At 39.7% G+C, this 22,330-nt stretch carries 19 protein-coding genes; 5 read left to right on the top strand and 14 right to left on the bottom strand.

Annotation, left to right across the window (positions count from 1 at the left end):
- Nucleotides 1-2 precede the first annotated feature (2 nt).
- From ACMZOO_RS13690 to pdxH, 6 genes are all read right to left on the bottom strand, one after another.
- On the bottom strand, nt 3-617 hold the full coding sequence (locus ACMZOO_RS13690) for a hypothetical protein (RefSeq protein ID WP_016954222.1): 615 nt from the start codon (nt 615-617) through the stop codon (nt 3-5).
- Entirely contained in the window at nt 614-979 is a 366-nt protein-coding gene (locus ACMZOO_RS13685; RefSeq protein ID WP_440903883.1) for a response regulator, read from the bottom strand. The genes ACMZOO_RS13690 and ACMZOO_RS13685 overlap by 4 nt, the downstream gene beginning before the upstream one ends.
- Nucleotides 980-1,191: 212 nt before the next feature.
- The gene (locus ACMZOO_RS13680; RefSeq protein ID WP_440903882.1) at nt 1,192-3,234 is read right to left on the bottom strand and encodes a transglutaminase family protein; all 2,043 of its coding nucleotides are present in this window, start codon (nt 3,232-3,234) and stop codon (nt 1,192-1,194) included.
- Nucleotides 3,227-4,204 carry a DUF58 domain-containing protein gene (locus ACMZOO_RS13675; RefSeq protein ID WP_440903881.1) on the bottom strand — a complete coding sequence of 326 codons (978 nt, stop codon included), beginning with the start codon at nt 4,202-4,204 and terminating at the stop codon, nt 3,227-3,229. Before ACMZOO_RS13675 ends, ACMZOO_RS13680 begins: the two co-directional genes overlap by 8 nt.
- A gap of 14 nt (nt 4,205-4,218) precedes the next feature.
- On the bottom strand, nt 4,219-5,136 hold the full coding sequence (locus tag ACMZOO_RS13670; RefSeq protein ID WP_440903880.1) for an AAA family ATPase: 918 nt from the start codon (nt 5,134-5,136) through the stop codon (nt 4,219-4,221).
- Nucleotides 5,137-5,172: 36 nt separating this feature from the next.
- Nucleotides 5,173-5,814, bottom strand: a complete 642-nt coding sequence (pdxH, locus tag ACMZOO_RS13665) for a pyridoxamine 5'-phosphate oxidase (protein WP_016957977.1) — start codon at nt 5,812-5,814, stop codon at nt 5,173-5,175.
- A 93-nt stretch (nt 5,815-5,907) separates the two neighbouring features.
- Between pdxH and ACMZOO_RS13660 the strand changes: the two genes are divergently transcribed.
- Nucleotides 5,908-6,228, top strand: coding sequence for a DUF6170 family protein (locus ACMZOO_RS13660; RefSeq protein ID WP_440903879.1), 321 nt, complete (start codon nt 5,908-5,910; stop codon nt 6,226-6,228).
- Between the two features lie 4 nt (nt 6,229-6,232).
- Here ACMZOO_RS13660 and ACMZOO_RS13655 read toward each other — a convergent pair whose 3' ends face one another.
- The 4 genes from ACMZOO_RS13655 to ACMZOO_RS13640 are packed head-to-tail and all read right to left on the bottom strand — an operon-like array spanning nt 6,233 to nt 9,606.
- Nucleotides 6,233-7,495 (bottom strand): ATP-binding protein, encoded by a 1,263-nt coding sequence (locus ACMZOO_RS13655; RefSeq protein WP_440903878.1) that lies wholly within the window; start codon nt 7,493-7,495, stop codon nt 6,233-6,235.
- Nucleotides 7,492-8,193, bottom strand: coding sequence for a response regulator (locus ACMZOO_RS13650; protein ID WP_016957974.1), 702 nt, complete (start codon nt 8,191-8,193; stop codon nt 7,492-7,494). Before ACMZOO_RS13650 ends, ACMZOO_RS13655 begins: the two co-directional genes overlap by 4 nt.
- On the bottom strand, nt 8,193-8,612 hold the full coding sequence (locus ACMZOO_RS13645; RefSeq protein ID WP_440903877.1) for a DUF3019 domain-containing protein: 420 nt from the start codon (nt 8,610-8,612) through the stop codon (nt 8,193-8,195). The genes ACMZOO_RS13650 and ACMZOO_RS13645 overlap by 1 nt, the downstream gene beginning before the upstream one ends.
- A complete protein-coding gene (locus ACMZOO_RS13640; protein WP_440903876.1) occupies nt 8,602-9,606 on the bottom strand; it encodes a MipA/OmpV family protein in 1,005 nt (334 codons plus the stop codon). Before ACMZOO_RS13640 ends, ACMZOO_RS13645 begins: the two co-directional genes overlap by 11 nt.
- A 157-nt stretch (nt 9,607-9,763) precedes the next feature.
- Here ACMZOO_RS13640 and ACMZOO_RS13635 point away from each other — a divergent pair, with 157 nt between their 5' ends.
- Entirely contained in the window at nt 9,764-11,854 is a 2,091-nt protein-coding gene (locus ACMZOO_RS13635; RefSeq protein ID WP_440903875.1) for a beta-propeller domain-containing protein, read from the top strand.
- 97 nt (nt 11,855-11,951) lie between these two features.
- On the opposite strand, the gene ppc is transcribed toward ACMZOO_RS13635, so the two are convergent.
- Nucleotides 11,952-14,579, bottom strand: coding sequence for a phosphoenolpyruvate carboxylase (ppc, locus tag ACMZOO_RS13630; RefSeq protein WP_440903874.1), 2,628 nt, complete (start codon nt 14,577-14,579; stop codon nt 11,952-11,954).
- A gap of 363 nt (nt 14,580-14,942) precedes the next feature.
- Here ppc and ACMZOO_RS13625 point away from each other — a divergent pair, with 363 nt between their 5' ends.
- Nucleotides 14,943-15,851 carry a DMT family transporter gene (locus tag ACMZOO_RS13625; protein ID WP_440903873.1) on the top strand — a complete coding sequence of 303 codons (909 nt, stop codon included), beginning with the start codon at nt 14,943-14,945 and terminating at the stop codon, nt 15,849-15,851.
- Nucleotides 15,852-16,594: 743 nt separating this feature from the next.
- Here ACMZOO_RS13625 and ACMZOO_RS13620 read toward each other — a convergent pair.
- From ACMZOO_RS13620 to rpsO, 3 genes are all read right to left on the bottom strand, one after another.
- Nucleotides 16,595-17,131, bottom strand: a complete 537-nt coding sequence (locus ACMZOO_RS13620; protein ID WP_440903872.1) for a glycoside hydrolase family 97 N-terminal domain-containing protein — start codon at nt 17,129-17,131, stop codon at nt 16,595-16,597.
- A 157-nt stretch (nt 17,132-17,288) separates the two neighbouring features.
- A complete protein-coding gene (gene pnp, locus ACMZOO_RS13615; RefSeq protein ID WP_440903871.1) occupies nt 17,289-19,406 on the bottom strand; it encodes a polyribonucleotide nucleotidyltransferase in 2,118 nt (705 codons plus the stop codon).
- 153 nt (nt 19,407-19,559) lie between these two features.
- Nucleotides 19,560-19,829, bottom strand: a complete 270-nt coding sequence (gene rpsO, locus ACMZOO_RS13610; RefSeq protein WP_440903870.1) for a 30S ribosomal protein S15 — start codon at nt 19,827-19,829, stop codon at nt 19,560-19,562.
- Nucleotides 19,830-20,027: 198 nt separating this feature from the next.
- Between rpsO and ACMZOO_RS13605 the strand changes: the two genes are divergently transcribed.
- Together ACMZOO_RS13605 and ACMZOO_RS13600 are read left to right on the top strand one after the other, a co-directional pair.
- Nucleotides 20,028-21,113 (top strand): GDSL-type esterase/lipase family protein, encoded by a 1,086-nt coding sequence (locus ACMZOO_RS13605; RefSeq protein ID WP_440903869.1) that lies wholly within the window; start codon nt 20,028-20,030, stop codon nt 21,111-21,113.
- Nucleotides 21,114-21,131: 18 nt separating this feature from the next.
- Nucleotides 21,132-22,280: a helix-turn-helix domain-containing protein gene (locus ACMZOO_RS13600; protein ID WP_440903868.1), complete on the top strand. Its 1,149-nt coding sequence runs from the start codon at nt 21,132-21,134 to the stop codon at nt 22,278-22,280.
- Nucleotides 22,281-22,330 lie beyond the last annotated feature (50 nt).

Here is a 22,330-nt window from a genome sequence, read left to right as displayed (position 1 = left end):
AATTAAAACTCGTCTAAGATTTGATCTAACACTTTCTGAATATTTTTAATCGCTTCACCTGGTATCAATAACACCATGTCACAATTAAACGAGAAATCTACCACTTGATAACTGATATCCACCTTGAGGGCTAAATCCCAGTTAAACGACAACTGTTGTAAATGCTGCTCTAAAGGCGTTTCCATCGAAGAAACCACTCTTGGTGCGCTATACGCAAGCTGATTGTCTATTTGTTCAGCCAAACCATTTAAAAAAGTCGTGGTTAAAATAGAGCTGATGTCAGTCAGTTGTTCAACTTCAGACACATCATCTGGTTCATAACCTAGTATTTCAGCTATACCATGCGCATCGTGTGATTTGTAGATCAGTAATGACTCACCCAAAATACCTTTTTCACCATAAAAACCTTGGCTTACCAGAGATACACCTTCTTCTGCGTAAGTTTCGGCAAAACGTTCAGGTAATACAGTTGAATCAATTAGCTCTATATAAGGTACTTGTAAATGCACAAAAGTCTGCAAGTAACGCGCTAGCTTGTCACTGGCTTGGCCCATTGCAACATTTATCAACTCTTGTAAACAGTCTCTTTGATCTTCAGTTAACGTTATATCGTTCATAACAATCCGTATTGCTGGAGTATTTCTGTAAGTTTAGTTGTATTTACCGGTTTTTGAATGAAAGCCAGTGCACCAAGTTCTGAAACTCTACTTTGCATTTCCGGCTGAATATCCGCTGACACAACAATGATAAAGTCGACTAGTTTTTCGGCGTGATTAGCTTCAAGCACACCGACACCGTCGATTTCCGGCATGGTCAGATCCAAAAATAACACACCAATTTGCTTCTCACGCAAAACTTCCAAAGCTTCTCGACCATTGGTGGCGAACTGGACTTCTACATCCCATTGGCTCGGCAGGCTCTTTTTCACTTGCTTTCTAGCTAGGGCTGAATCGTCACAAATTAGTACAGGAATGCTCATTAAATACTTCTCTTTTAGTTGTTGTTATTTTTCTATGCTTACCAAACCGCTATTTTTGACTCAACACTGGGTTAATTACAAGCTATTGAACCAATTTTTCTACAAAATTTTGCATATTTTGTAGTCAACAACAGCAATAGTTACAACTCACCAGCGAAAACGTTAACACAATTGTAACAGTATAAGTATTGTTGTCTACTCTTGCGGCTAATTTACTGTTGTTTTCTGGCACTGCGAACAAATTTACTAACAGCCTGTTTAAGCTGCTTTTTATTTTTAGCCTGAATCCCTTGTTGCTGTGGTTTATATAAAATTTGGTCTAAAATAACACAAATTTGCTGCCAACTTTGTTTGATACTAGCAGGCTTATGTTGCAGCCTTGCTAAAATTTGCTGTGGGGTTAATTCGCTGTAATTTTCAATATCCAGATATTGCAGTGCTTTACACGCTCGGCGATATTCTATTTGCCAATACAATTGCGCTTGTTTATGCCGATTCAACCACAGCGCAATCAGCGTAATAACGATTAAAGTGACGACCACCACAGTAATTAACATTAAGGTACGCCATACTTGATTGTCGCCAAATAATTGTTTGAGTAGTTTTTTTTGTTTGTTGATATCGTAATTTAATATCCAACGTGTCCATTGATAATCTATATTTGCCAACAATAAACGCGCATCGTTCACCAAAGGAATTTGGTCATAGTGGTATAACGAGAATAAACTGTCTGGCAAAAATTCGTCGCGACCAAGAGTTTGCTGCAAGTTTTGCGTAATCCGCTCGGGCGCAACATATGAAGTTGGGTCTATACGACGCCACTGCCCCTGTAAATATACCTCTACCCAAGCGTGTGCATCAAATTGATAAATACTGAAATAGTCACCACTTGGATTATGTTCCCCACCTAAATAACCAATCACTAACCGACTTGGAATACCCGCCAAACGCATCACATATGCAAAGGCACTGGCATAATGCTCACAGAAACCTTCGCGGGTATTAAATAAAAAATTGTCTATGATTGGCTGTGGTAATCGGCTGGGGCTCAAGGTGTAATAAAAATCTTGCTGATTAAAATAGTCTAATACCGCAGCAATTAAGCTAGGATTATCCGTGTTCAGTTGTTTTAGCTCTTGTAACCAAGCTTGCGTTTTTGGGTTGGATTGATGTGCTGGCAACTGTAAGTATGCATCTAAGCTCACACTCGGTTGGGTATTGAGAGTTTCTGTTAAGGCTTCATTGACTACAGAATAAGCTGAATATTGCAATTTTTGCCGTAAGTCTTGATAGTAAATTAACGAAAAATCAGGCATGTGCAGCACATTATTGTCTTGGCTAAAACCAAGATCTAAGTTGAATAACCAAGGTTGATAACTTGCTTCTGCAATCACTTGATATGAAATTAACTCAGTTGGATTTTGTGCAACTAACTTAGTTTTGCGTAAATCACGTTTTTTGATCTGAGCAAATTTAGTAATGTTTTTTTTCAGTTCACTCTGCTGCCAAGTTTCCCCATCAAACTGGTCAAGTGTTAACGCACGCCAATACATTTGTGTTCGCTCAACGGCTTGATTATCAAATGTCACTCTAAACGCAAGTTCTTCTGAACGACTCAGCCGTGCAATATCCCCCAGCTTTAACTGTTCTTGCAAACCACGAGTTTCTGTTGGTGGTTTAGGCATTTTCCATAATGGGGGCAATCTTGGCATTAGTGCAAATAACAACAAGCAGATAGGCAATGCCACCACCACCAATTTAGCTACTTTATGGACATGAGCTAAGCTCTGCTGCTTTGTTAAACTTGGGTGATAAACAGAATAAATCGCAAATAAAATTAAAAAATTAAGCGCAAATAACACAAACGCTAAATGCATGCTCTGCAAGTACATCATACTCGCTGTAGTTAAAAAGAATTGAACCCAACAAATGGTATATAAACCCCTAACTTGTTTTAGGGTTAATAAGGTCAATCCTTGTGCGACAACCAACATGCTCAATAAAGTAGCGATTAAGTTACCAGAAATCGCCGACGAGCCAACTAATACAATTGCCAATAAGTAGAATAACTTACTCAACCATTTAGATGCATTGTAGTTATTATTGTCAATCAGCCAGAGTCGATACAAACTACAGCACAAAACAAAAGCAAAACTAAACCAACCAAGTTGTTGACTCATCATCAGCGACAACAAACACACACCGGCGGCTGTTGCAATAAGTGCAATATTAGAAACGGCTTTAGTTTTATCCATTGTGTTGACCAACTAAAGCAATAGCCTGAAGAATTTGCAAATATTGTTGCTCGCTACGATTTGCTAACAATAACTTGTTAGGCAACTCCACTTGATACAACCAAGTATTTTGATGCGCTTGCATAACTAACCATGTGATACAAGCCAGTTTATGCTCTAAATCACCTGTAATATCGTTTAACGAATATTTAATCAATTCACTTTGTTCACCGGCAAAACGTTTAACTTGTAACGGCCGCTGTGGTAGTAATTTTTTCCAAACAATGCGTGACGGCAAATCTCCAGGTTTGTAACCACTTAAATGGCTAAACTCATCGGAAAATATCGCAGTTTGTTTATCTAGTCGGTTAGTTGTGCCATATAAATATTGTGGGCAAGCAATAGGTGTTGGGCACACCCAAACTCTGTCGTTAAAATGTAGATAGGTCCAAACTTTAAACCAGCCCAAAGGTGCGGTTGATGTTAGTTTAAATAACGGAAAGTCAAAAACACCACGCTGTTCTGGATACCAATGTAACTGGCTAAATTTATCTTGTGTCGTTATTTGTGCCGAATAACTTTGAATATGATCATGCCAGCACAAATCAAATCTATCTTTGGTGGTTTGGGTCGCAACTTTTAATTGTGCAGCTTGGCCGATAAAAATAATGTGTTGATTGGTTAAATTATCTACTGCCTGCGCAGATGTGCGCCCAGCCGTTAATACCAAGCCTTGTAGATTAAGAAAACTTAATAACATCACCAATAAAAAATTTGCCAATAACCAATAGCTAAACAGCAACATCAAATTATTTTGATAATTGGTCGCGAGCAAATAAATAGCAATCCAACACAATAAAAACGCTACACCTGCACCAGATGGCAAAATAAAAATATTCTGTTTATTTAATTGGTGACTCGCTTGCCGAGGCACACGTTTGTTAATCCATTGGGCAAATTGTTTTTGGCGAAAACTTTGCAATTTAGACATTTGAGCAGACTCCCTTAGCTCAATACTTCCACATTTTGCATAACAAGCTCGCTCATTGGCAGTTGATTAAGATTATCTTCAGGGTTAATTCTATGTTCCGCCACTGCGGTAAATATTGCTTTTACATCATCAGGTTGAACATAGTTTCGTCCATGCAAAAATGCCCAAGCTTTACTAGCTTGTTTAATCGCATTCGAACCACGTGGCGACAAAGCATGGCTAAACTGATTGCTCTGGCGAGTAAACTGGCTTAAACGAATAATGTATTTTAGTACTTCTTCTGAGCTATAAACTTGTTCTACTGCTTGCTGCATAGCAACTAATTCTTCAGCACTACAGCAAGCTTGGCTATGCTGTTCACTATTGAGGTGAGCATTTTGCAACATTAACAATTCATATTCTTCACTGGGATAACCCAATCGGATACGGATTAGAAATCTGTCTAATTGACTTTCAGGCAAAGGATGAGTGCCAACCTGCTCTTGTGGGTTTTGTGTCGCAATTACAAAAAATGGCGCTGTCATTGGATAAGTAGTGCCATCCACTGTGACTTGTTGTTCAGCCATTGCTTCTAACAAAGCGCTTTGTGTTTTTGGGCTAGCTCGGTTTATTTCATCGGCCAAAACCAACTGGCTAAATAAAGGGCCTGGGTGAAATTCAAATTTATTGATTTGTTGATTATAAACCGACACACCTGTGATATCGGCTGGTAATAAATCAGACGTGAACTGTACTCTATTGTAGCTTAGCCCCATAGCATGGGCGATTGCATGTGATAAGGTGGTTTTGCCCATGCCGGGCAAATCTTCAATTAACAAGTGCCCTTTTGCTAATAAACAAGCTAACGCCAATTTAACTTGTTGTGGTTTACCTAACACCTGTTGGCACACTTGCTCTATGATCTTTTGTGCCAAACTAGATAAATTTTCCACTTTATTTTCCTTTGGTTATTTTAATTCCACTCTAAGTTAAGGCTGTAATCGGCAAACTTTCCAGTCTGAATTTGTGCGTTGGTACAAAAACCTGTCATGCATTCTAAATTCACCACCCTGCCAAAACTCGACTTGTTCGGCAATAATTTTGTATCCACCCCAATGTTTTGGTCTAGGTACTTCTTTGCCTTGGTACTGTTCGACTAACGCATGGTATTTTTGTTCCAAACTTTCACGTGAATCGATTATTTCACTTTGAGCAGAGGCTATCGCCGCAATTTTGCTTTCAAACGGGCGGCTAGCGAAATACTCATCATTTTTGGCATCCGTTAGTTCAACCACTTCACCACTAAATACCACTTGGCGCTCAGCGGCTAACCAAGGGAATATTGCGCTAATACGATTGTTTTGTGCTAGTTGTTTGCCTTTGCGACTCTGTTTATTGGTATAAAAGGTGATGCCTGTGTCATCGACAGCTTTCATCAGCACAGTGCGCTGATAACTTTGTCCTTGCTCATCAACAGTCGCAACTATCATGGCAGTTGGGTCGGATATTTTATCTATCTGCATTACTTGCTGTAACCAAGTTTCAAACAACTCAAATGGCGACTCAGTTAAGTCGTTTTCAGACAAATCACTTAGTGCATATTCGCGGCGCACTTGGTAAAAAATAGACATAAAAGCTCGGTCCTGTGGAATAAATCAATTTTCTGGTTAAAATGGTGCAACTTTTGTTTATACCTGTTTTCAGGTTAATAAGTTTAACTGACTATGGCATTTTACCTAAAATCTTCACAAATACCTGAACTTAAATCATTTAGTTTTACTGAACGCGCACAAATTTTGTTGTTGGCAGCTTCATACATGACAGTGCCGGATAAATTTATTCTGAATATTACGAAATTAGCCATATTAACGCCGATTTTTATTATGGTGGCTAAATTTGAAGAATGGTGGATGTTAATTCCTATGGTGATTGTGGCGTTATGTTATCCGCTGGTGACTAATCCAATTCAGTTAAACCTAGCGAAAAAACATTTAGATAAAGCGATAAAAACCTTTAAAGCAGAACAAGTGGATGACGAGGAATAAATACTTATCTTAACTCCACCACAAAGCGAGCGCCGCCAATAGGCGCTTGTTCAACATAACAACGCCCTTGATGCCAAGCAGCAATTTTCGCGACTATCGCCAACCCTAAACCAAAACCTTTGTGTGCATTTTTTTGCCCTTTTTCAATACGATAGAAAGGCTTAAAAATATACGGCCAGTTTTCTTTTGTGATGCCGTCACCATCATCATCGACAATTAACAACAACTTTGATTCGACAATATTCAGTTCCAGTTTAACTTGTGATTTTGCATATTTAACTGCGTTGCTCAGTAAGTTTTGTACTATACGTTCAAATAAAAAACCATCGCATAACCAAAGCTGATTTTCGGCCAATTTACATTCGAATTGAATACAAACATCGCTTGGCTGTAAGTTTTCTATCACCGACTGACAAACTTGTTCGAGCGGAATTTGTGCTAGTTGAATACTTTGATTTTGGTGCTCAAAACGGGCAAAACTAAGCAGTTCGTCAATAAGTTTTTCCAGCGCATTAATATCTTGTTGCATTGACTGTTTTTGTTCGTTTTTATCTTCAACCGCTAACGAAAATTTAAGCCGAGATAAAGGCGTACGCAAGTCATGGCTGACAGCGTTTAACATCATTTTTTGCCCTTCAATTAACTCGCCAATCTTATTCGCCATATTGTGCATAGCTTGAGCTAAAAAATAGACAGGCGAAGTGGGTGCAATCGCGCTAGTTTGTTCGAATTGACCTTTAGCTATTTGTTCGCTGCTGCGCTCAAGCGCACGCAAATCTCGCCAAAGCGGCCAAGTCCACAATGCGACAAACAAAGCGAGCATCAGATACGAGATAAACAAGAGTGTGGTTTTTAGCGTCTGCTCATCTGCGGTATTATCGGCCAGCACAATAGGCCCAATTTGTAATACTTGCTCCTTAGTAACCAAGGGCTGAAATACCATCAAGCGATTATCATCCAAATAACTAACTAACCCTTGCTGGCTAATCTGGATAGGTAAATCTTGTTTATTAATAACACTAACCTGAGTGGCAAACTGCTGGCTAAGTTGAGTTAACAATTGAGCTTGGTTGTGCTGCGCAGAATCTTGATACCATGCTGCGGCTAATTGTGCCGAGGTTAACCAAGCTTGCTCTGAGCCTGAGGTTATATTTTGCTGCTGATTATGCCTAGGCTGAAGTTTTTGCCATAACCATTCGCCACCCCAGCCGATTGTGGCCATAGCGAGCAAAATAAATATATACAAACTTAAGAAAAGTTTGGTCATTCATCGTCCCACGCTGTGGCACTAAATAAATAACCTTTACCCCACACAGTCACTATTCGATATGGATTTTTTAAATCATCCTGGAGTTTTTTACGTAGCCTTGAGATGCGCACATCTACACTGCGGTCTAAGCCATCATATTCGCGGCCAATCATTTTTTGATGTACATATTCGCGGGTTTGTACTTCACCTGGCTTTTCCGCCAACAATGCGAGTAGCTCAAATTCATGACTGGTTAATTCGACCCGCTCACCCGCCAAAGCAACTTTGTGTGACTGTTTATCTATCGTCAACTGGCCAAACTGCAAAACATTTGAGCTAACAGCTACTGGTTGTGAGTTGCATCTACGTAAAATTGAATGCAAACGTGCCAATAACACATGTGGCTCAATAGGTTTAATTAAATAGTCGTCTGCGCCAATTTCTAGGCCGGTTACATGATCAAAATCACTATCTCGAGCTGTTAGGAATAAAATAGGTTTATTATATTGCGGGCGGACTGCGCGGCAAACTGAAAAGCCATCTTGACCGGGTAAGTTGATGTCTAAAATAACTAAATCAGGTTGCTGACGGATAATTTGGCTAATCGCTGTGTCACCACGGCTAACAACTTCAACATTAAATTGATTCTGCTGTAAAAAATCAGCGATTAATTTGGCTAACTTTTCATCATCTTCAACCAATAAAATATTCTGCATTAGAATAAACTCCAATCTGAGTGCAAACGCCGCCTATACTGAGGAGGCTGCAATCCTGCTACTTCAACTTTTTGTTCGGCGATAATGTTTTGCGCAAAGCGTAAACTAAATACAGTTGAAGTTTTTAGCTCTACCGACCATTTTTTATGCTGCAACTGACCATTAGCCTGAGCACAAAAAAGCTCTGTTTGATCTTGCCAAATGCACAGCTTGGCATTTGCCTGATTACTGACATATTGCCAACTAAACTTGGCTTGCATCAGACAGGGCTGACCTAACTGTTCAACAATACAAACCAAAGGTTTAACCATAAAAACTGACTGAGCATGTGGCTGTTGTTGCGCATTCAATATTTGTGGACAGCTAAACAAAACTAACAATAATAACCGACAGCGCATAATCCATTGCTTAAAAAACATATTTAATCCCTGTAAATAGGGTGTAACGATAGTCCTTAGCAACTATTGGGCTGTCAGCAATTTTGGACGTCAACTGCTGATAATGTGCCGACATTACCCAAGACCAAGTATCATTAAATTTATAACTGCTGGCGTAACCTAGGTAAGGCAAGCTAGCCGAACCTGGTTGATACCATAAACTTTCTGCTTGGGTGTCGCGCTGCGAAATACCATAATAATAATTAACTAAATCGCTGGATAACCAATCTATGCCGAATTTAATTTTGTGCCGCCATTGATTAAAACGCCATTTGTGACTGTATTCGAGTTTTAAACTATGCCCTTGGTGTACCCCCATAACATCGTACATCCAACGGATTTTAATTTGTTGCTGCTCATCAATAAACCAATGTAATTGCGCACCCGCATCTAAATTCCATTTACGTTTGGCAATTTGATCATAGTGAATTTTTTCAACTTGTTGTTTTTGATTTTGTTCCGGGATATCAGTAATACCTGTCGGGGTTTGTTGGTCTGAACCAAATCCGTCAGAGCCTCCGCCATTATTACCACCTGTACCTGGAGATGGGGTCGCAGGCTCACTTGATTGATCAAACTCAGGGCTTTGCTCAGAAGTATCCGATTGAACAAATTGACTAACAGCCAAAATATTGGCCGGATGCCAATCATAAAAATGAGCAGCTTCACCGTTAAAACTTGTAACTAAGTTAACTGAATAATCGCTGTTTTCTACCAAAGTGTAGGCTAAATCACCATTGTCGAAATACCAGTTTTTGCCGTAATAATGGACAGAAGGTACCAATAACAATGGAAAAGCGTCTCCTTTGTGCAAAGGATTTGATTTTTCGCCGTAACCGACAACCAAGCTAATCGACAACTCGCCCACCTCGGCTTGTTCAACCGAAGACTCTTCAGCTTGCAAGCTTCCGATAAAGGGCAGCAATAGCAGCAAAGCTTTTAAGTCAATAAACTTTTGTTTGTGAAAGAATTTCACCGTCGAATCTCCAACATACATCTATTGCCAAGATTACAGACACATCTGAATTTTTACTAGATTGATTAACACTTAATTACATTTATTAGCATTTGACAACGGTATTATTGAGGCAATGGGTTAAACTTTGAACATATGCTTTTTAAGGAGAAGAAAGATGAACCGCACGTTAACCGCTCATAACAGCCTAGCATTATTGCTAGCAGCTAGTTTAACCGCTTGTGGCAGCAGTAGTATTGACACAGATCCAGGCGATGGCGACCAGCCTCAACAAGTTGTACCCGATTTAAATGAAAAACCCATTCAATTAAGTCCGCTATCTAAAGCCTCAAAAACTGAATTTTTAACCCACTACAAAAATGGTTTGTATTTATCTGCAAGCAATAACGGCTATGTGTACAAAGATGGTATAGCAGTCCCGGAAGTGGCTGTAGATGCTGCAGCTGATGCTGGCGGTGGCTCATCTGACGACGGCGGCAATTTCTCGCAAACCGTCACCCAAGAAGCCGGAGTAGATGAAGCCGACAGAGTTAAATACGATGGCAATTATGTATATGTTAATGACTCAGGCAATTATCAAAACAGTGTCGCCCCGCATGTGCGTATTTTAAAACGCAACGCAGATGCAAGTTTAACTCAAGTAGCGACCACTCACTTTGACGCGCAAACTAGCGAACAACATATACACCCAGATGCTATGTATCTGGCTGGCGACAATTTAGTTTTAGTTAACGAACAAAACTATTTTTATGCTATAGATACTGGTGTGGATATGGCGTCTTTAGCATTTGGCGATGCTCTTTGGTATCCTTACGAAAGTGCATTTTATATTTCAATTCAAGATATTGCTGTGCCCGAACAGCCCGCTTTGAAAAAAGAATTCAAAATTGATGGGCGTTTAATTTCTAGCAGAGTGATAGACGGTAACTTATATTTTGTTAGTAGTTATGCACCTACCCTGCCTTATGAGTGGTTAAGCCCAACAACAGATGAAGAAAAAATTGCCAGCTATAAAAGAGTCTCTGAACTAGCTGAAAGTGACATACTGCCGCAAGTTGAAGTAAATCAAGCCGACAATGTCAATTTGGTTGAAGCAGATAATTGTTATTTGCCACAAGGTTCTACCGACAAAGACGGTTTTGACGCTTTAGTCACTTTAAGCAAAGTTTCTCTAGCTAATCCAGAAACAATTGAATCAGTCTGTATCAATGCTTCTGTTGCTGGATTTTATGCTAGCCAACAATCCATCTATTTATTTGGCAGCGAATATCAAAGTAACGCAAATGCCAGTCAAACCATAATTCACCAGTTTAAGTTAGATGACAATAATAGTTTTGATTATCTTGGCTCTGGTATGGTTGAAGGCCAGCTTAACTGGCAAAACCCACATTTACGCTTAAGCGAATATCAAAATGTTTTACGCGTCGTCACCACACAAACAGATTGGTCGAATAGCGATGATAGATTCACCCATAAACTATTCACTTTGCAGCATGACGCTGATAGCCAAAGTTTAAAAATAATCGGCCAGTTACCTAACGACAGCCAACCGGCAAAAATTGGTAAACCGAATGAAGATATATATGCAGTGCGTTATTTTGCCAATAAAGCTTATATAGTCACGTTTGAGCGAACAGATCCTTTATATGTGATAGACGTGTCTGACGCGGCCAACCCTAACATTACTGGCGAATTAGAAATTACCGGCTTCTCTTCGTATTTGCATCCACTTGGCAACAATCTGTTATTAGGATTTGGTCAAGAAGTCGACCCGAATGGTGGCGGTTTGCGTGATATTGGCGCTGACGGCCAAGCTGAAGATGACGTAATTGAACCCGGGTTAAAAATCGCATTGTTTGATGTGGCTGATATAAATAACCCAGTTGAATTAGGCAAACACGTATTTGTAAACAGTCACTCAGAGGTGGAGTATAACTATAGAGCGCTAGCTTACGTCAAAGTATCAGATACTGAACATAGAATTGGTTTGCCAGTTAATTCGTGGAAAACTGAGTTAGTGAATAACAGTTGGCGTTGGACTTATTCAAACACACTTGGTTTGTTAAATGTGATTGAAGACAATGACAGTGCAACCTTGAATTTTGTTGGTGAAGTAACACCAGACAGCACTCAGCACAGTTGGGATAATCGTGGCATTATTCACGACGATATTATTTACTTTATTCAAAACCACCAAATTTGGCAGAGTGATTGGACCGACAGCAGCCTAGTTAACGGCCCATACTAGTTCACCCAAGTTCAGATTAGTTAGGTTAGGCAGATACAAAAAAGCCACTTTAGTTTTGCAACTAAAGTGGCTTTTCAATTTGTTTAAGTTGGTTTAATTAACCTGTGTTACGCAAACCTGTTGCAACACCTGCAATACTCACCATCAAAGCACGCTCTAAGCTATGAGCAAGCTCTTCATCATCCGCTTGACGTGCACGTTTAAGCAACTCAACTTGTAATAAGTGTAGTGGCTCTAAATAGTTTGCACGAATTTGCATAGACTCTTTGCCAGCCGGATCGTTTTGCATCACTTCTTTTTGCCCTAAAAGTTCAAGCAATAATACTTGTGCTTCTTTAAGCTCAGTGCGCAAATTCTCACCGAAGTATTTTAGTGGCTCAGGTACAAGTTGGTCATCATAAATAGCCGCCATTTCAGGGTTTGCTTTCATAAAGACCATTTCAAGCATAGATAAACGTGAGGCAAAGAATGGCCATTGCTGCATCATTTCTTTGATCAAATCTTCATGACCAGCTTCTAATGAAGTTTTAAATGCCTTCATTACGCCTAACCATGCAGGAAGAACTAGACGGTTTTGCGCCCAAGCGAAAATCCATGGTATAGCACGCAAACTCTCTACCCCACCATTTGGTTTACGCTTAGACGGACGACTGCCTAAAGGCAATTTCGACAGCTCAAGCTCAGGTGTCGCGCTTCTGAAATAAGGTACAAAGTTTTCATCATGACGAACAACTTCACGGTAATTGTCACGAGCATGACCAGCCATAAATTCAATCACTTCACGCCATTTTTGTTGTGGCGCTGGAGGTGGGATCATCAGCGCTTCTAAAATCGCACTTGTGTATAAACTAAAGCTGCGATTCGCTAAAGCTTCGGTACCAAACTTATAACGAATGGTTTCACCTTGTTCAGTAACACGTAGGCCACCTAAACAGCTACCAGGTGGTTGCGAGAATATTGCTTGGCGTGCAGGTAAACCACCTCGACCTATAGTACCACCACGACCGTGGAACAAAGTTAATTTAACTTGGTGCTGCTCAGCCAAGGCAACTAAAGCTTCTTGCGATTGATATTGTGCCCAACCTGCTGCTAATGCACCGGCATCTTTAGCTGAATCAGAATAACCTATCATCACATATTGATGGTTACGGATAAATCCACGATACCATTCAATATCTAATAAGGCTGCCATACTGTCGTATGCATTGTTTAAATCGTCTAAGGTTTCAAACAATGGCGCAACTGGCATAGGCCATTTAATACCCGCTTCTTGCAATAACAAGTGGACTTCTAATACGTCAGACGGCGCACGCGCCATTGAAATAATATAAATGCCTAGCGCTTGTTGGTTTTGCTGAGCGACCACTTTACAGGTGTCTAATACTTCTTGGACATCTGCTGATGGCTGCCATACTCTTGGAATAAGTGGGCGTTTAGAAGCAAGCTCACGCAACAAGAATGCTTGTTTATCCGCTTCAGTCCAGTTTGAGTAATCACCTAAACCTAAATAACGAGTGATTTCACTAAACACTTGGTCGTGACGATCCGAATCTTGACGGATATCTAATTTAAGTAAATGAATACCAAAACAATGTGCACGACGAATGGTATCTAACAATAAACCGTTGGCAATAACCTGCATACCAACTGCATTCAGCGACTGATAACAAGCTTGAAGTGGTTTGATTAGCTCGTCTTGGTGATTTATCCAAGTTTCACTTTGATATTGCTCGCCAGCTAAATAAGCTTCAATACCTTCAACTGTGTTTTCTAACTTGCTCTTTAATTGCAGTATAGTCGCGCGGTAAGGTTCATGCTCATCAGCACCAACTTGCTGTTGCAATTCGTCCGAGCATTGTGCCATAGACAATTCAACGTACAATTTGTTGATATCATCTAAAAATAAAACCGCAGCACGTTTACGCGCAAGCAATAATACTTGCTCTGTTACTTTAGACGTCACAAATGGGTTGCCGTCACGGTCACCACCCATCCAAGAGGCAAAACGCACTGGTACTGCATCTGTTGGTAAATTTAAACCAAAGTTTTCCGCCAACTTGCCATCTAAAGTACGAATAAAATCTGGCACGGCTTGCCACAAAGAGTTTTCAATAACAGAAAAACCCCATTGTGCTTCGTCAACTGGTGTTGGGCGTGCAGCACGAATTTCATCCGTGTGCCAAGCTTGGCTGATTAACTCAGCAATACGCTGCTCAACTTTTTTACGTTGTTTGTCAGTTAAATCACTTTCGTGTAATTGTGACAAACACTCAGCTAAACGTGAGTATTTATAAATAAGGGTACGGCGCGTGACTTCTGTTGGATGCGCTGTTAATACTAACTCAATGGATAAATGCTCGACCGCTTGTGCGAGTGTCATTTGAGTTTGGTCAGTTTGTTTAATTTTAGCTAAGAACTCATCAACTGGATCTTGTTCGCTAACGTTAGCAACTGTGTGCTCTTGCTCTGCTAAATTGGCTAAATTTAAGAATTGTGAAAAAGCTCGGCCAATAGTCAATAATGACTCGTCTGGCATTTGCGCAAATAGCGCTTGCAAACTTTTAGTTGCGGCTTTGTCACCTGCATAAGATTTACGACCTTGTTTTCGTACAGTCTCAATACGCTCCAACCATTCATCACCTAAGTGCTGTTGGATAATTTGACCGAGTTCGGTCCCTAAATAGCGGACTGTTTCTAACAAAGAATCATCAATGCCTTTTTGCATAGCTAACCTCATTAATCATGTTCGAGTGCGCATAAATTAACATATTGGTAAGACCAAATCACCATCATTCTTTTGTGGGTTTAAAATTGTCATTAATTTGTCATTGACCAAATTACAAAAACAGTGGCATAGTGGAGTGGCTATTAACAACAATTTTGGACTTATTTTGAACTTAACCGCCTTTAATATTCGCTTACCAAAACCAGTGGTCGTCATTCGCCCGCTGCCTATGCGTATGCGTGTATTTGAATGCGGAAGTTAACAAGTATATAAGACCCATTGTTAAAAGCCGCATTCAGTTATCGATGCGGCTTTTTTGTTTGCATTGGTGACTTTTTTCTCAGTTTATTTAGGGATAACACAATGCAAACTTCATCAAAAGTTACATTTAGCTATTTAGCCGTCGTTTTAATTTGGTCGACTACGCCACTCGGTATCGTATGGAGTAGTGAATCTATGCACCCTGTATTGGCGGTAATGTTGCGTATGTGCTTAGCCTCTGTCATTGGTTTGTCTCTCCTACCCATTTTAGGTATTCGTTTACCAATTAATAAAGCTGCGTTAAAACTATATGCCTATTCTGTTGTTGGTGTTTTTGGTGGCATGATGTTTAGTTACTTAGCCGCCTGGTACATTCCATCAGGGTTAATATCTGTGGTATTTGGTTTAGCGCCGGTAATTGCTGGTTTTGCTGGGCAAAAAATATTGGGTGATGCACCATTTACTAAAATTCGTTGGTTTGCTTTAGTTATCTGTTTGTTAGGTTTGGCTTTTATCTTTAAGGACGCTTTTAACAACGGCGACAATAACTTAATTGGCATTGTGATTGTATTGATTGCTGTCACCCTATTTAGTTTAAGTGGTGTTTTGGTTAAAACCGTTGAGATTGATATACATCCTATGGCAACGACTGTTGGTGCTGTAACTATGAGTTTACCTTTGTATTTTGTCTGTTGGTATTTGATGGATGGACAAATTGACTACGCGCAGTGGAGTCAGCGCTCAATTGGCGCTATTGTCTATTTAGGTTTATTTGGCTCTTTATTCGGTTTTATTGCTTATTTCTTTATTTTGCAGAAATTACCGGTATCAACCGTGTCGTTAGTGACTTTGATAACCCCAGTGATTGCACTTATTTTGGGTAATCAATTAAATGGCGAAGTATTAACGCGTGATTTATTGCTTGGCACTGCGGCTATTTTATGTGGATTAGCTTTGTATTTGTGGGGGCATAATTTGTTGAATAAATTTATGCGTGTCCGTGCAATTTAGGTGACTTAGATTGCATGTGCATCCGAGGTAGACGCTGCTCGGCCGTGCAATCAAGCACACTCGAAGCATCATTTTCTAAAAACGCTAAGTCTTCGATACTTATGCAAGTACTGAGAGGTAATTCATCCATGAAGGTCCTCTCCTGTCGTCATCCATGACTCCACCTCATCAAACTGCGAAGCGGTGCTTCGGTTTTGATTCGCCCATATCTTTTGAAATTTTAGAAAACGAGCATTCGAGTATGCTTTTGTCTGAAATTGATATTGCTTCGATTCTATCTGGGCAGCAATATTAGAGTCGTGAAAGGAGGTTGGGATTGTTTTTTGCAAAACTTCCAATCGGTAGGGATACCGTTTGAGAGCGAGCCATGGATGAATGATTTACTCTGATATTTATTATGTCCATAACTGCGATTTTGCTAAAGTTATTGTTTAGTAATTTCCGATATATTGCACCAGCCCAACAGCAAATTTGAAAAAACATCTCGGCCAGTTTGGACTTCTCTGCTAATGAGTCTACAACCTTATATAAACAGGACAGCAATATTAGAGTCGTGAAAGATGGTTGGGATTGTTTTTTGCAAAACTTCCAATCGGTAGGGATACCGTTTGAGAGCGAGCCATGGATGGCCTCGAAGCGATTTTGCCAAAAATATTCCAACCAGCTTGAGCTTTTTTGACACCGAACCTGCAGCGCTAAATAAATAGTGCACCAAACTCACAGCGCTATCCTATTCGGAATAGTCAAAACTGATAAATAAACCAAGGGGACACAATACTCGGATACTGCGGGTAATGGGTTAATTCAAGTTTATCCGGCAAGCTCACATCATCAACACTTGGCAAAGTTTGATTAGCCAAATCCAAGGAAAAATCTACCAAACTAGATTGAGTTGGAAACTCATATCTAAACACCACGGCACTATCAAATGCACGCACACGCAAATGGGCAATTCGGCTATGTTCAAACTCTTTTAACACGACGAATAACTCAGCATAATTTTTATGCTGCAACGCATGTGGATGTGTAAGTGATTGTACTTTTAAAATTTCAAAATGCTGCATGCTTCTATGTTCAACAAAATTCAATTGCAAAGCATTTAGCTGCCATACAAATTGCTCATCACGCAAAATCTGCAATGACAGCTCAGCATCAACTTGGCTAACCACCTTAAACTCAAGTTGTTTATTCGGAGAAACCACAGCGACAGTTTGATTTTGCTCACCACAAGCAGCTAAAGCCAGTAGACATAATAAAATGTTGAATAGAAGAAAGCGCATTTTCAACACAAATCACTTATAAAAATGAAAAGTATATAAATACCGCAGTTACCAAGTGGTTAAGATAGATAAAGATAAATGAAGAAATTTTAGGCAGAAAAAAAGCGAGTTAATTTGCATCAACTCGCTTTTTAAAATTTAGTAGCTAAAAGCTAACTTATTCAGCGCTTTCGCTTGCTTCTGGTGCAGCAGGCTTAGGCTCAGCACAAGCTTTCATACTTAAACGAACACGGCCTTGGCGGTCGATTTCTAATACTTTAACTTTAGTCACTTGACCTTGAGATAAGTAATCAGAAACATTGTTAACACGCTCTTCTGCAATTTGAGAAATATGCACTAGGCCTTCTTTGCCAGGTAAAATTTCAACAAATGCACCGAAATCTACAATACGAGTAACTTTACCGTCGTAAATAGTACCTACTTCAACTTCAGCAGTTAAAGACTTGATACGGTCAATTGCAGCGTCTGCTTTGTCTTTACCAGTTGCAGCAATTTTTACAGTACCGTCATCTTCAATCTCGATAGTAGTACCCGTTTCTTCTGTTAATTGACGGATAGTTGCGCCGCCTTTACCGATAACGTCACGGATTTTATCCGGGCTGATTTTGATAGTGTAAATACGTGGAGCAAATTCAGAAACTTCAGTTCTGTGACCACCGATAGCTTGATCCATTACACCTAAAATGTGTAAACGAGCCGCTTTCGCTTGGTTTAATGCAATTTGCATGATTTCTTTGGTGATACCTTCAATTTTGATATCCATTTGCAGCGCAGTGATACCTTCAGTTGTACCCGCTACTTTAAAGTCCATATCACCTAAGTGGTCTTCGTCACCTAAAATGTCAGAAAGAACAACAAAATTGTCGCCTTCTTTAACTAAGCCCATTGCGATACCCGCAACAGAAGCTTTAATTGGAACACCAGCGTCCATTAACGCAAGTGAAGAACCACAAACAGAAGCCATAGAGCTTGAACCGTTTGATTCAGTAATTTCAGAAACAACACGTACTGTGTACGGGAATTCTTCAACTGTTGGCATAACAGCCGCAACACCACGTTTTGCTAAACGACCGTGACCGATTTCACGACGCTTAGGCGCACCAACCATACCAGTTTCACCAACACAGTAAGGAGGGAAGTTGTAGTGGAATAAGAAATGATCTGTTTTATCACCAGTCAAATCGTCAAATCTTTGTGCATCTTTTTCAGTACCTAAAGTTGCAACAACGATTGCTTGCGTTTCACCACGAGTGAATAAAGAAGAACCGTGAGTACGTGGTAAAATACCAGTGCGTACGTCAAGTGCACGAACCATAGTAGGATCACGACCATCAATACGTGGCTCACCAGCAATAATGCGGCTACGTACAACTTTCTTCTCAACAGAGCCTAAGAATTCACCAACTAATTTTTGGTCAACTTCTTCGCTTTCTTCAACAATTTTTGCTACCGCAGCTTCTTTAACTGCTGATGCAGCGTCTTTACGCTCAACTTTGTCAGCAATTTGGTAAGCTTGGACAAAACCGTCTTTTGATAAAGCTTCAACTTTTTCGTACAAAGCAGAATCAACTTCAGGCGCAACCCAAGTAGAAGGCGCAGGGTTAACAGCTTCAACAAACTTGTTGATGTTTTCAATCACAGTTTGCATTTGCTCGTGACCATAAACAACCGCACCTAACATAGTATCTTCGCTTAAAATTGAAGCTTCAGATTCAACCATAAGTACAGCGTTTTCAGTACCAGCAACCACTAAATCTAATTCAGAATCAGCCATTTCGCTGGTTAATGGGTTTAACATGTATTGGCCATCTTTATAACCAACACGAGCAGCACCGATTGGACCTTGGAAAGGAATACCTGCAATTGATAAAGCCGCAGAAACACCAATCATAGATACGATATCAGGTGCAATTTCAGGGTTTACCGACATTACAGTTGCAACAACTTGTACTTCGTTGGTGTATTCTTTCGGGAATAATGGGCGGATTGGACGGTCAATTAATCGAGCCGTTAAAGTTTCACCTTCAGACGGTTTGCCTTCACGCTTAAAGAAACCACCAGGGATTTTACCTGCTGCATAAGTTTTCTCTAAGTAGTTAACCGTTAATGGGAAAAAATCTCTTACTTCGTCATCTTTTTTTGCTACGACACTTACTAATACTGAAGTATCGTCCATACTCACCATAACAGCTGCTGATGCTTGTCTAGCAACAACACCTGTTTCCAAAGTGACCTGGTGTTGGCCAAACTGGAATGAAGTTGTAATTGGAGTCACAATAATGTTTCCTTTGTTCTTACTTTAATCTTTGATCGCTTATTTTCGCGACTAATTATACGTAACTATTTTGCAAATAAGTATATCCTATGTGCAAAACAGAAAAAAAAAGGGCCATTTAGGCCCTTTTTTCACAATAAATTCATTTAACGATTAGCGACGTAAGCCTAAACGTTGAATTAATGAAGAGTAACGCTCAAGGTTTTTACGCTTTAAGTAGTCTAATAAACTACGACGAGAGTTAACCATGCGGATCAAACCACGACGTGAGTGATGATCTTTTTTGTGGTCAGAGAAGTGACCTTGTAACTTGTTAATACGGAAAGTTAACAAAGCAACTTGTACTTCAGGTGAACCAGTGTCGCCTTCTTTAGTTGCATATTCAGCTACAATTTTCGCTTTTTCTTCAATAGTTAGTGACATAATAATCTCCAAAATTCGGGTAAGCCGATCACTAAGCCAGCGTACCTAATATAGTGAAGCGCGGATTCTACGCGAATTAATCAAAAGATCAACTAGATTAACCTCAACAGAATGTTTTATGATGCCAACTTAGACCACCTGCTTGCAGGTTTTAGATTATAACGATAAATGGAAAACTCCATGCACTTAACAACAAAAATGAAAACAATTACAAAAATTAGCTTATTTAGCCTAGGCTGTTTGTTGGCTAGCACTCAACTGAGTATCGCGGCTAACCTGTTTACCGCTGACAATAAAAACTTTCAATACACAGGTCGCGTCGACTTTAGTCAAAAACACAAACCTATGATTTCTTGGCCCGGTACTTCAATTAAAACTAAATTTACTGGCTCTTATCTAGCCATCACTTTAGAAGATGAAAAAGGTGAAAATTATTTTAGTGTGATAGTAGACGATGAAATTTATCATCCTTACGTGATTGAAGCGAAAAAAGGCAAACACGAATATGTGATAGCCCAAGATTTATCTAGCGGTGAGCACACATTAGAAATATACAAACGCACCGAAGGTGAACAAGGTGGCAGCTATTTTTATGGCATATCAGTTGATGGCAAGCTGAAGCAGCCCGCCCCTCGCCCACAACGAAAAATCGCCTTTTTTGGTGATTCTATTACCACAGGTATGGGTAATGAAGCAGCGGATAATGGCGCAGACCATTTAAACTCAGAAAAGAATAACTATTGGTCGTATAGTTCAATCACAGCACGTGCACTAAATGCTGAGCAACATACAGTTTCACAAAGTGGCATAGGTATTATGATCAGCTGGTTTGATTTTATTATGCCGCAGTTTTACGACCAATTATCCGCCGTCGGCAACAATGATAGCCAGTGGGATTTCAGTCAGTGGCAGCCCGATGTTGTGGTGATCAATTTATTTCAAAATGATAGCTGGTTGATTGACCGTGAGAAACGGTTAAAACCGCAACCGACAGAGCAAGATATTATTAACGCTTACACTCAATTTATCAGCAAAATTTACGCTGAATATCCAAGTGCCTACTTTATCTGTGCTTTAGGTAGTATGGATGCCACTCGTGAAGGTTCAAAATGGCCAGGATATGTTAAACAGGCAGTTGAGCAGTTTAAACAGCAGAAAAAATATAAACGCATTGATACTTTAACCTTCGATTTTAACGGCTATTGGGCACACCCGCGTGTTCACCAACACAAAACCAATGCGGCTAAACTAACTAAGTTTATCCAACAAAAAATGGCTTGGTAATTTGAGTAAACAGGACTGATGTTAGATTTTTATAAAAAGGCATTTATCTCTCTAGTGGCCATGCTGATTGTTTGCATCGCCATTAGTGCCTTTTTGATTAACAAAACATTTGTCCACTCAGCTTTATTACCAAAAGCGCAGAGCGCAATAAATTGGTCTGCCTATGTAGAATCAGATAGCAGCCGAGGTGGTCAATCAACAGCTAAACTAAACGACGACCAATTTAGTTTAGACTACACAATGCATGTGCAAAATGGCGTCGACTACCCTTCGGCTTCATTAGCAATAGAATTGCGCAATGCAGTCCAACAATCAGATACGATTGATTTATCTAGCTATAACCTATTGCGCTTCAATGTTAAATGTTCACCTGCCAATGTACTGACATTTATTGTATTTACCGTTGATGAGCAACTAACAACCAAAGACAACTATTTAAGTTATCGCGCACCGTCGAGTTATTTTTCATGTGGGCCGCAATGGCGGCAAGTCGAAATAGATTTAACTCACTTAGATTTGCACGATTGGTGGCTTGAAATGTTTGAGCAAAAACTCGACTCCAACAACTACAACTTGAATAAAGTAGCCAAAATACAATTTGGCAGCACAAGACAAAGCCCTATTGGTGAGAATGCCCAAGTGCAAATTAACCATCTGACCTTAACCGGCGAAAATTGGTTGTACCTCTATGTACTCGCAGTTGTATTAATACTAACCCTGTTTATTTATGGTTTTTGGTTGTTTAAAAATTATACCAAAGCGCTCACTTTTGAACTGAAAAATAAGATCTTAAAAGAACGACCTGTTGTTGCCTACCAGCAACTTGAGATCACCAGCCACACAGAAAAAGACAAACAAGCTTTGTTTAATTATATCGCCACGCATTATACAAACTGTGAACTCAACTTAGAGTTAGTATGTACACAAACAGGTTTAAACCGCGGCAAAGTAAATGAGCTTTTAAAAGATGAATTAGGTTTAACTTTTACCGGTTATTTAAATAAAGTTCGTTTAACTGAAGCAGCCAGATTATTAACCAATAAAGTGGATGCTAACGTCGCAGAAATTGCCTTTGCCGTTGGTTATAAAAACGTCTCTTACTTTAATAAATTATTTAAAGAAGAATACGCCTGCACACCAAAATCTTTTAAAAGCTATATGCGTTAGGAGCTGTGAATATAAAAAAATCTGCATAAAAACTAACATTATTAGATAAA

The organism is Catenovulum sp. SX2, from assembly GCF_052056295.1.
GTDB lineage: Bacteria > Pseudomonadota > Gammaproteobacteria > Enterobacterales > Alteromonadaceae > Catenovulum.
The sequence above is the reverse complement of the archived record's forward strand: the minus strand, read 5'-3'. Positions and strand labels throughout refer to the sequence as shown.

Bases quoted from the DNA above. Each gene is read 5' to 3' on its own strand.
- ACMZOO_RS13675 (WP_440903881.1), bottom strand. From the start codon at position 4,204: ATGTCTAAATTGCAAAGTTTTCGCCAAAAACAATTTGCCCAATGGATT.
- ACMZOO_RS13680 (WP_440903882.1), bottom strand. From the start codon at position 3,234: ATGGATAAAACTAAAGCCGTTTCTAATATTGCACTTATTGCAACAGCC.
- ACMZOO_RS13690 (WP_016954222.1), bottom strand. From the start codon at position 617: ATGAACGATATAACGTTAACTGAAGATCAAAGAGACTGTTTACAAGAG.
- ACMZOO_RS13655 (WP_440903878.1), bottom strand. From the start codon at position 7,495: ATGACCAAACTTTTCTTAAGTTTGTATATATTTATTTTGCTCGCTATG.
- ACMZOO_RS13620 (WP_440903872.1), bottom strand. From the start codon at position 17,131: ATGCGCTTTCTTCTATTCAACATTTTATTATGTCTACTGGCTTTAGCT.
- ACMZOO_RS13635 (WP_440903875.1), top strand. From the start codon at position 9,764: ATGAACCGCACGTTAACCGCTCATAACAGCCTAGCATTATTGCTAGCA.
- ACMZOO_RS13600 (WP_440903868.1), top strand. From the start codon at position 21,132: ATGTTAGATTTTTATAAAAAGGCATTTATCTCTCTAGTGGCCATGCTG.
- pdxH (WP_016957977.1), bottom strand. From the start codon at position 5,814: ATGTCTATTTTTTACCAAGTGCGCCGCGAATATGCACTAAGTGATTTG.
- ACMZOO_RS13625 (WP_440903873.1), top strand. From the start codon at position 14,943: ATGCAAACTTCATCAAAAGTTACATTTAGCTATTTAGCCGTCGTTTTA.
- ACMZOO_RS13660 (WP_440903879.1), top strand. From the start codon at position 5,908: ATGGCATTTTACCTAAAATCTTCACAAATACCTGAACTTAAATCATTT.
- rpsO (WP_440903870.1), bottom strand. From the start codon at position 19,829: ATGTCACTAACTATTGAAGAAAAAGCGAAAATTGTAGCTGAATATGCA.
- ppc (WP_440903874.1), bottom strand. From the start codon at position 14,579: ATGCAAAAAGGCATTGATGATTCTTTGTTAGAAACAGTCCGCTATTTA.
- ACMZOO_RS13685 (WP_440903883.1), bottom strand. From the start codon at position 979: ATGAGCATTCCTGTACTAATTTGTGACGATTCAGCCCTAGCTAGAAAG.
- ACMZOO_RS13650 (WP_016957974.1), bottom strand. From the start codon at position 8,193: ATGCAGAATATTTTATTGGTTGAAGATGATGAAAAGTTAGCCAAATTA.
- ACMZOO_RS13605 (WP_440903869.1), top strand. From the start codon at position 20,028: ATGAAAACAATTACAAAAATTAGCTTATTTAGCCTAGGCTGTTTGTTG.
- ACMZOO_RS13645 (WP_440903877.1), bottom strand. From the start codon at position 8,612: ATGTTTTTTAAGCAATGGATTATGCGCTGTCGGTTATTATTGTTAGTT.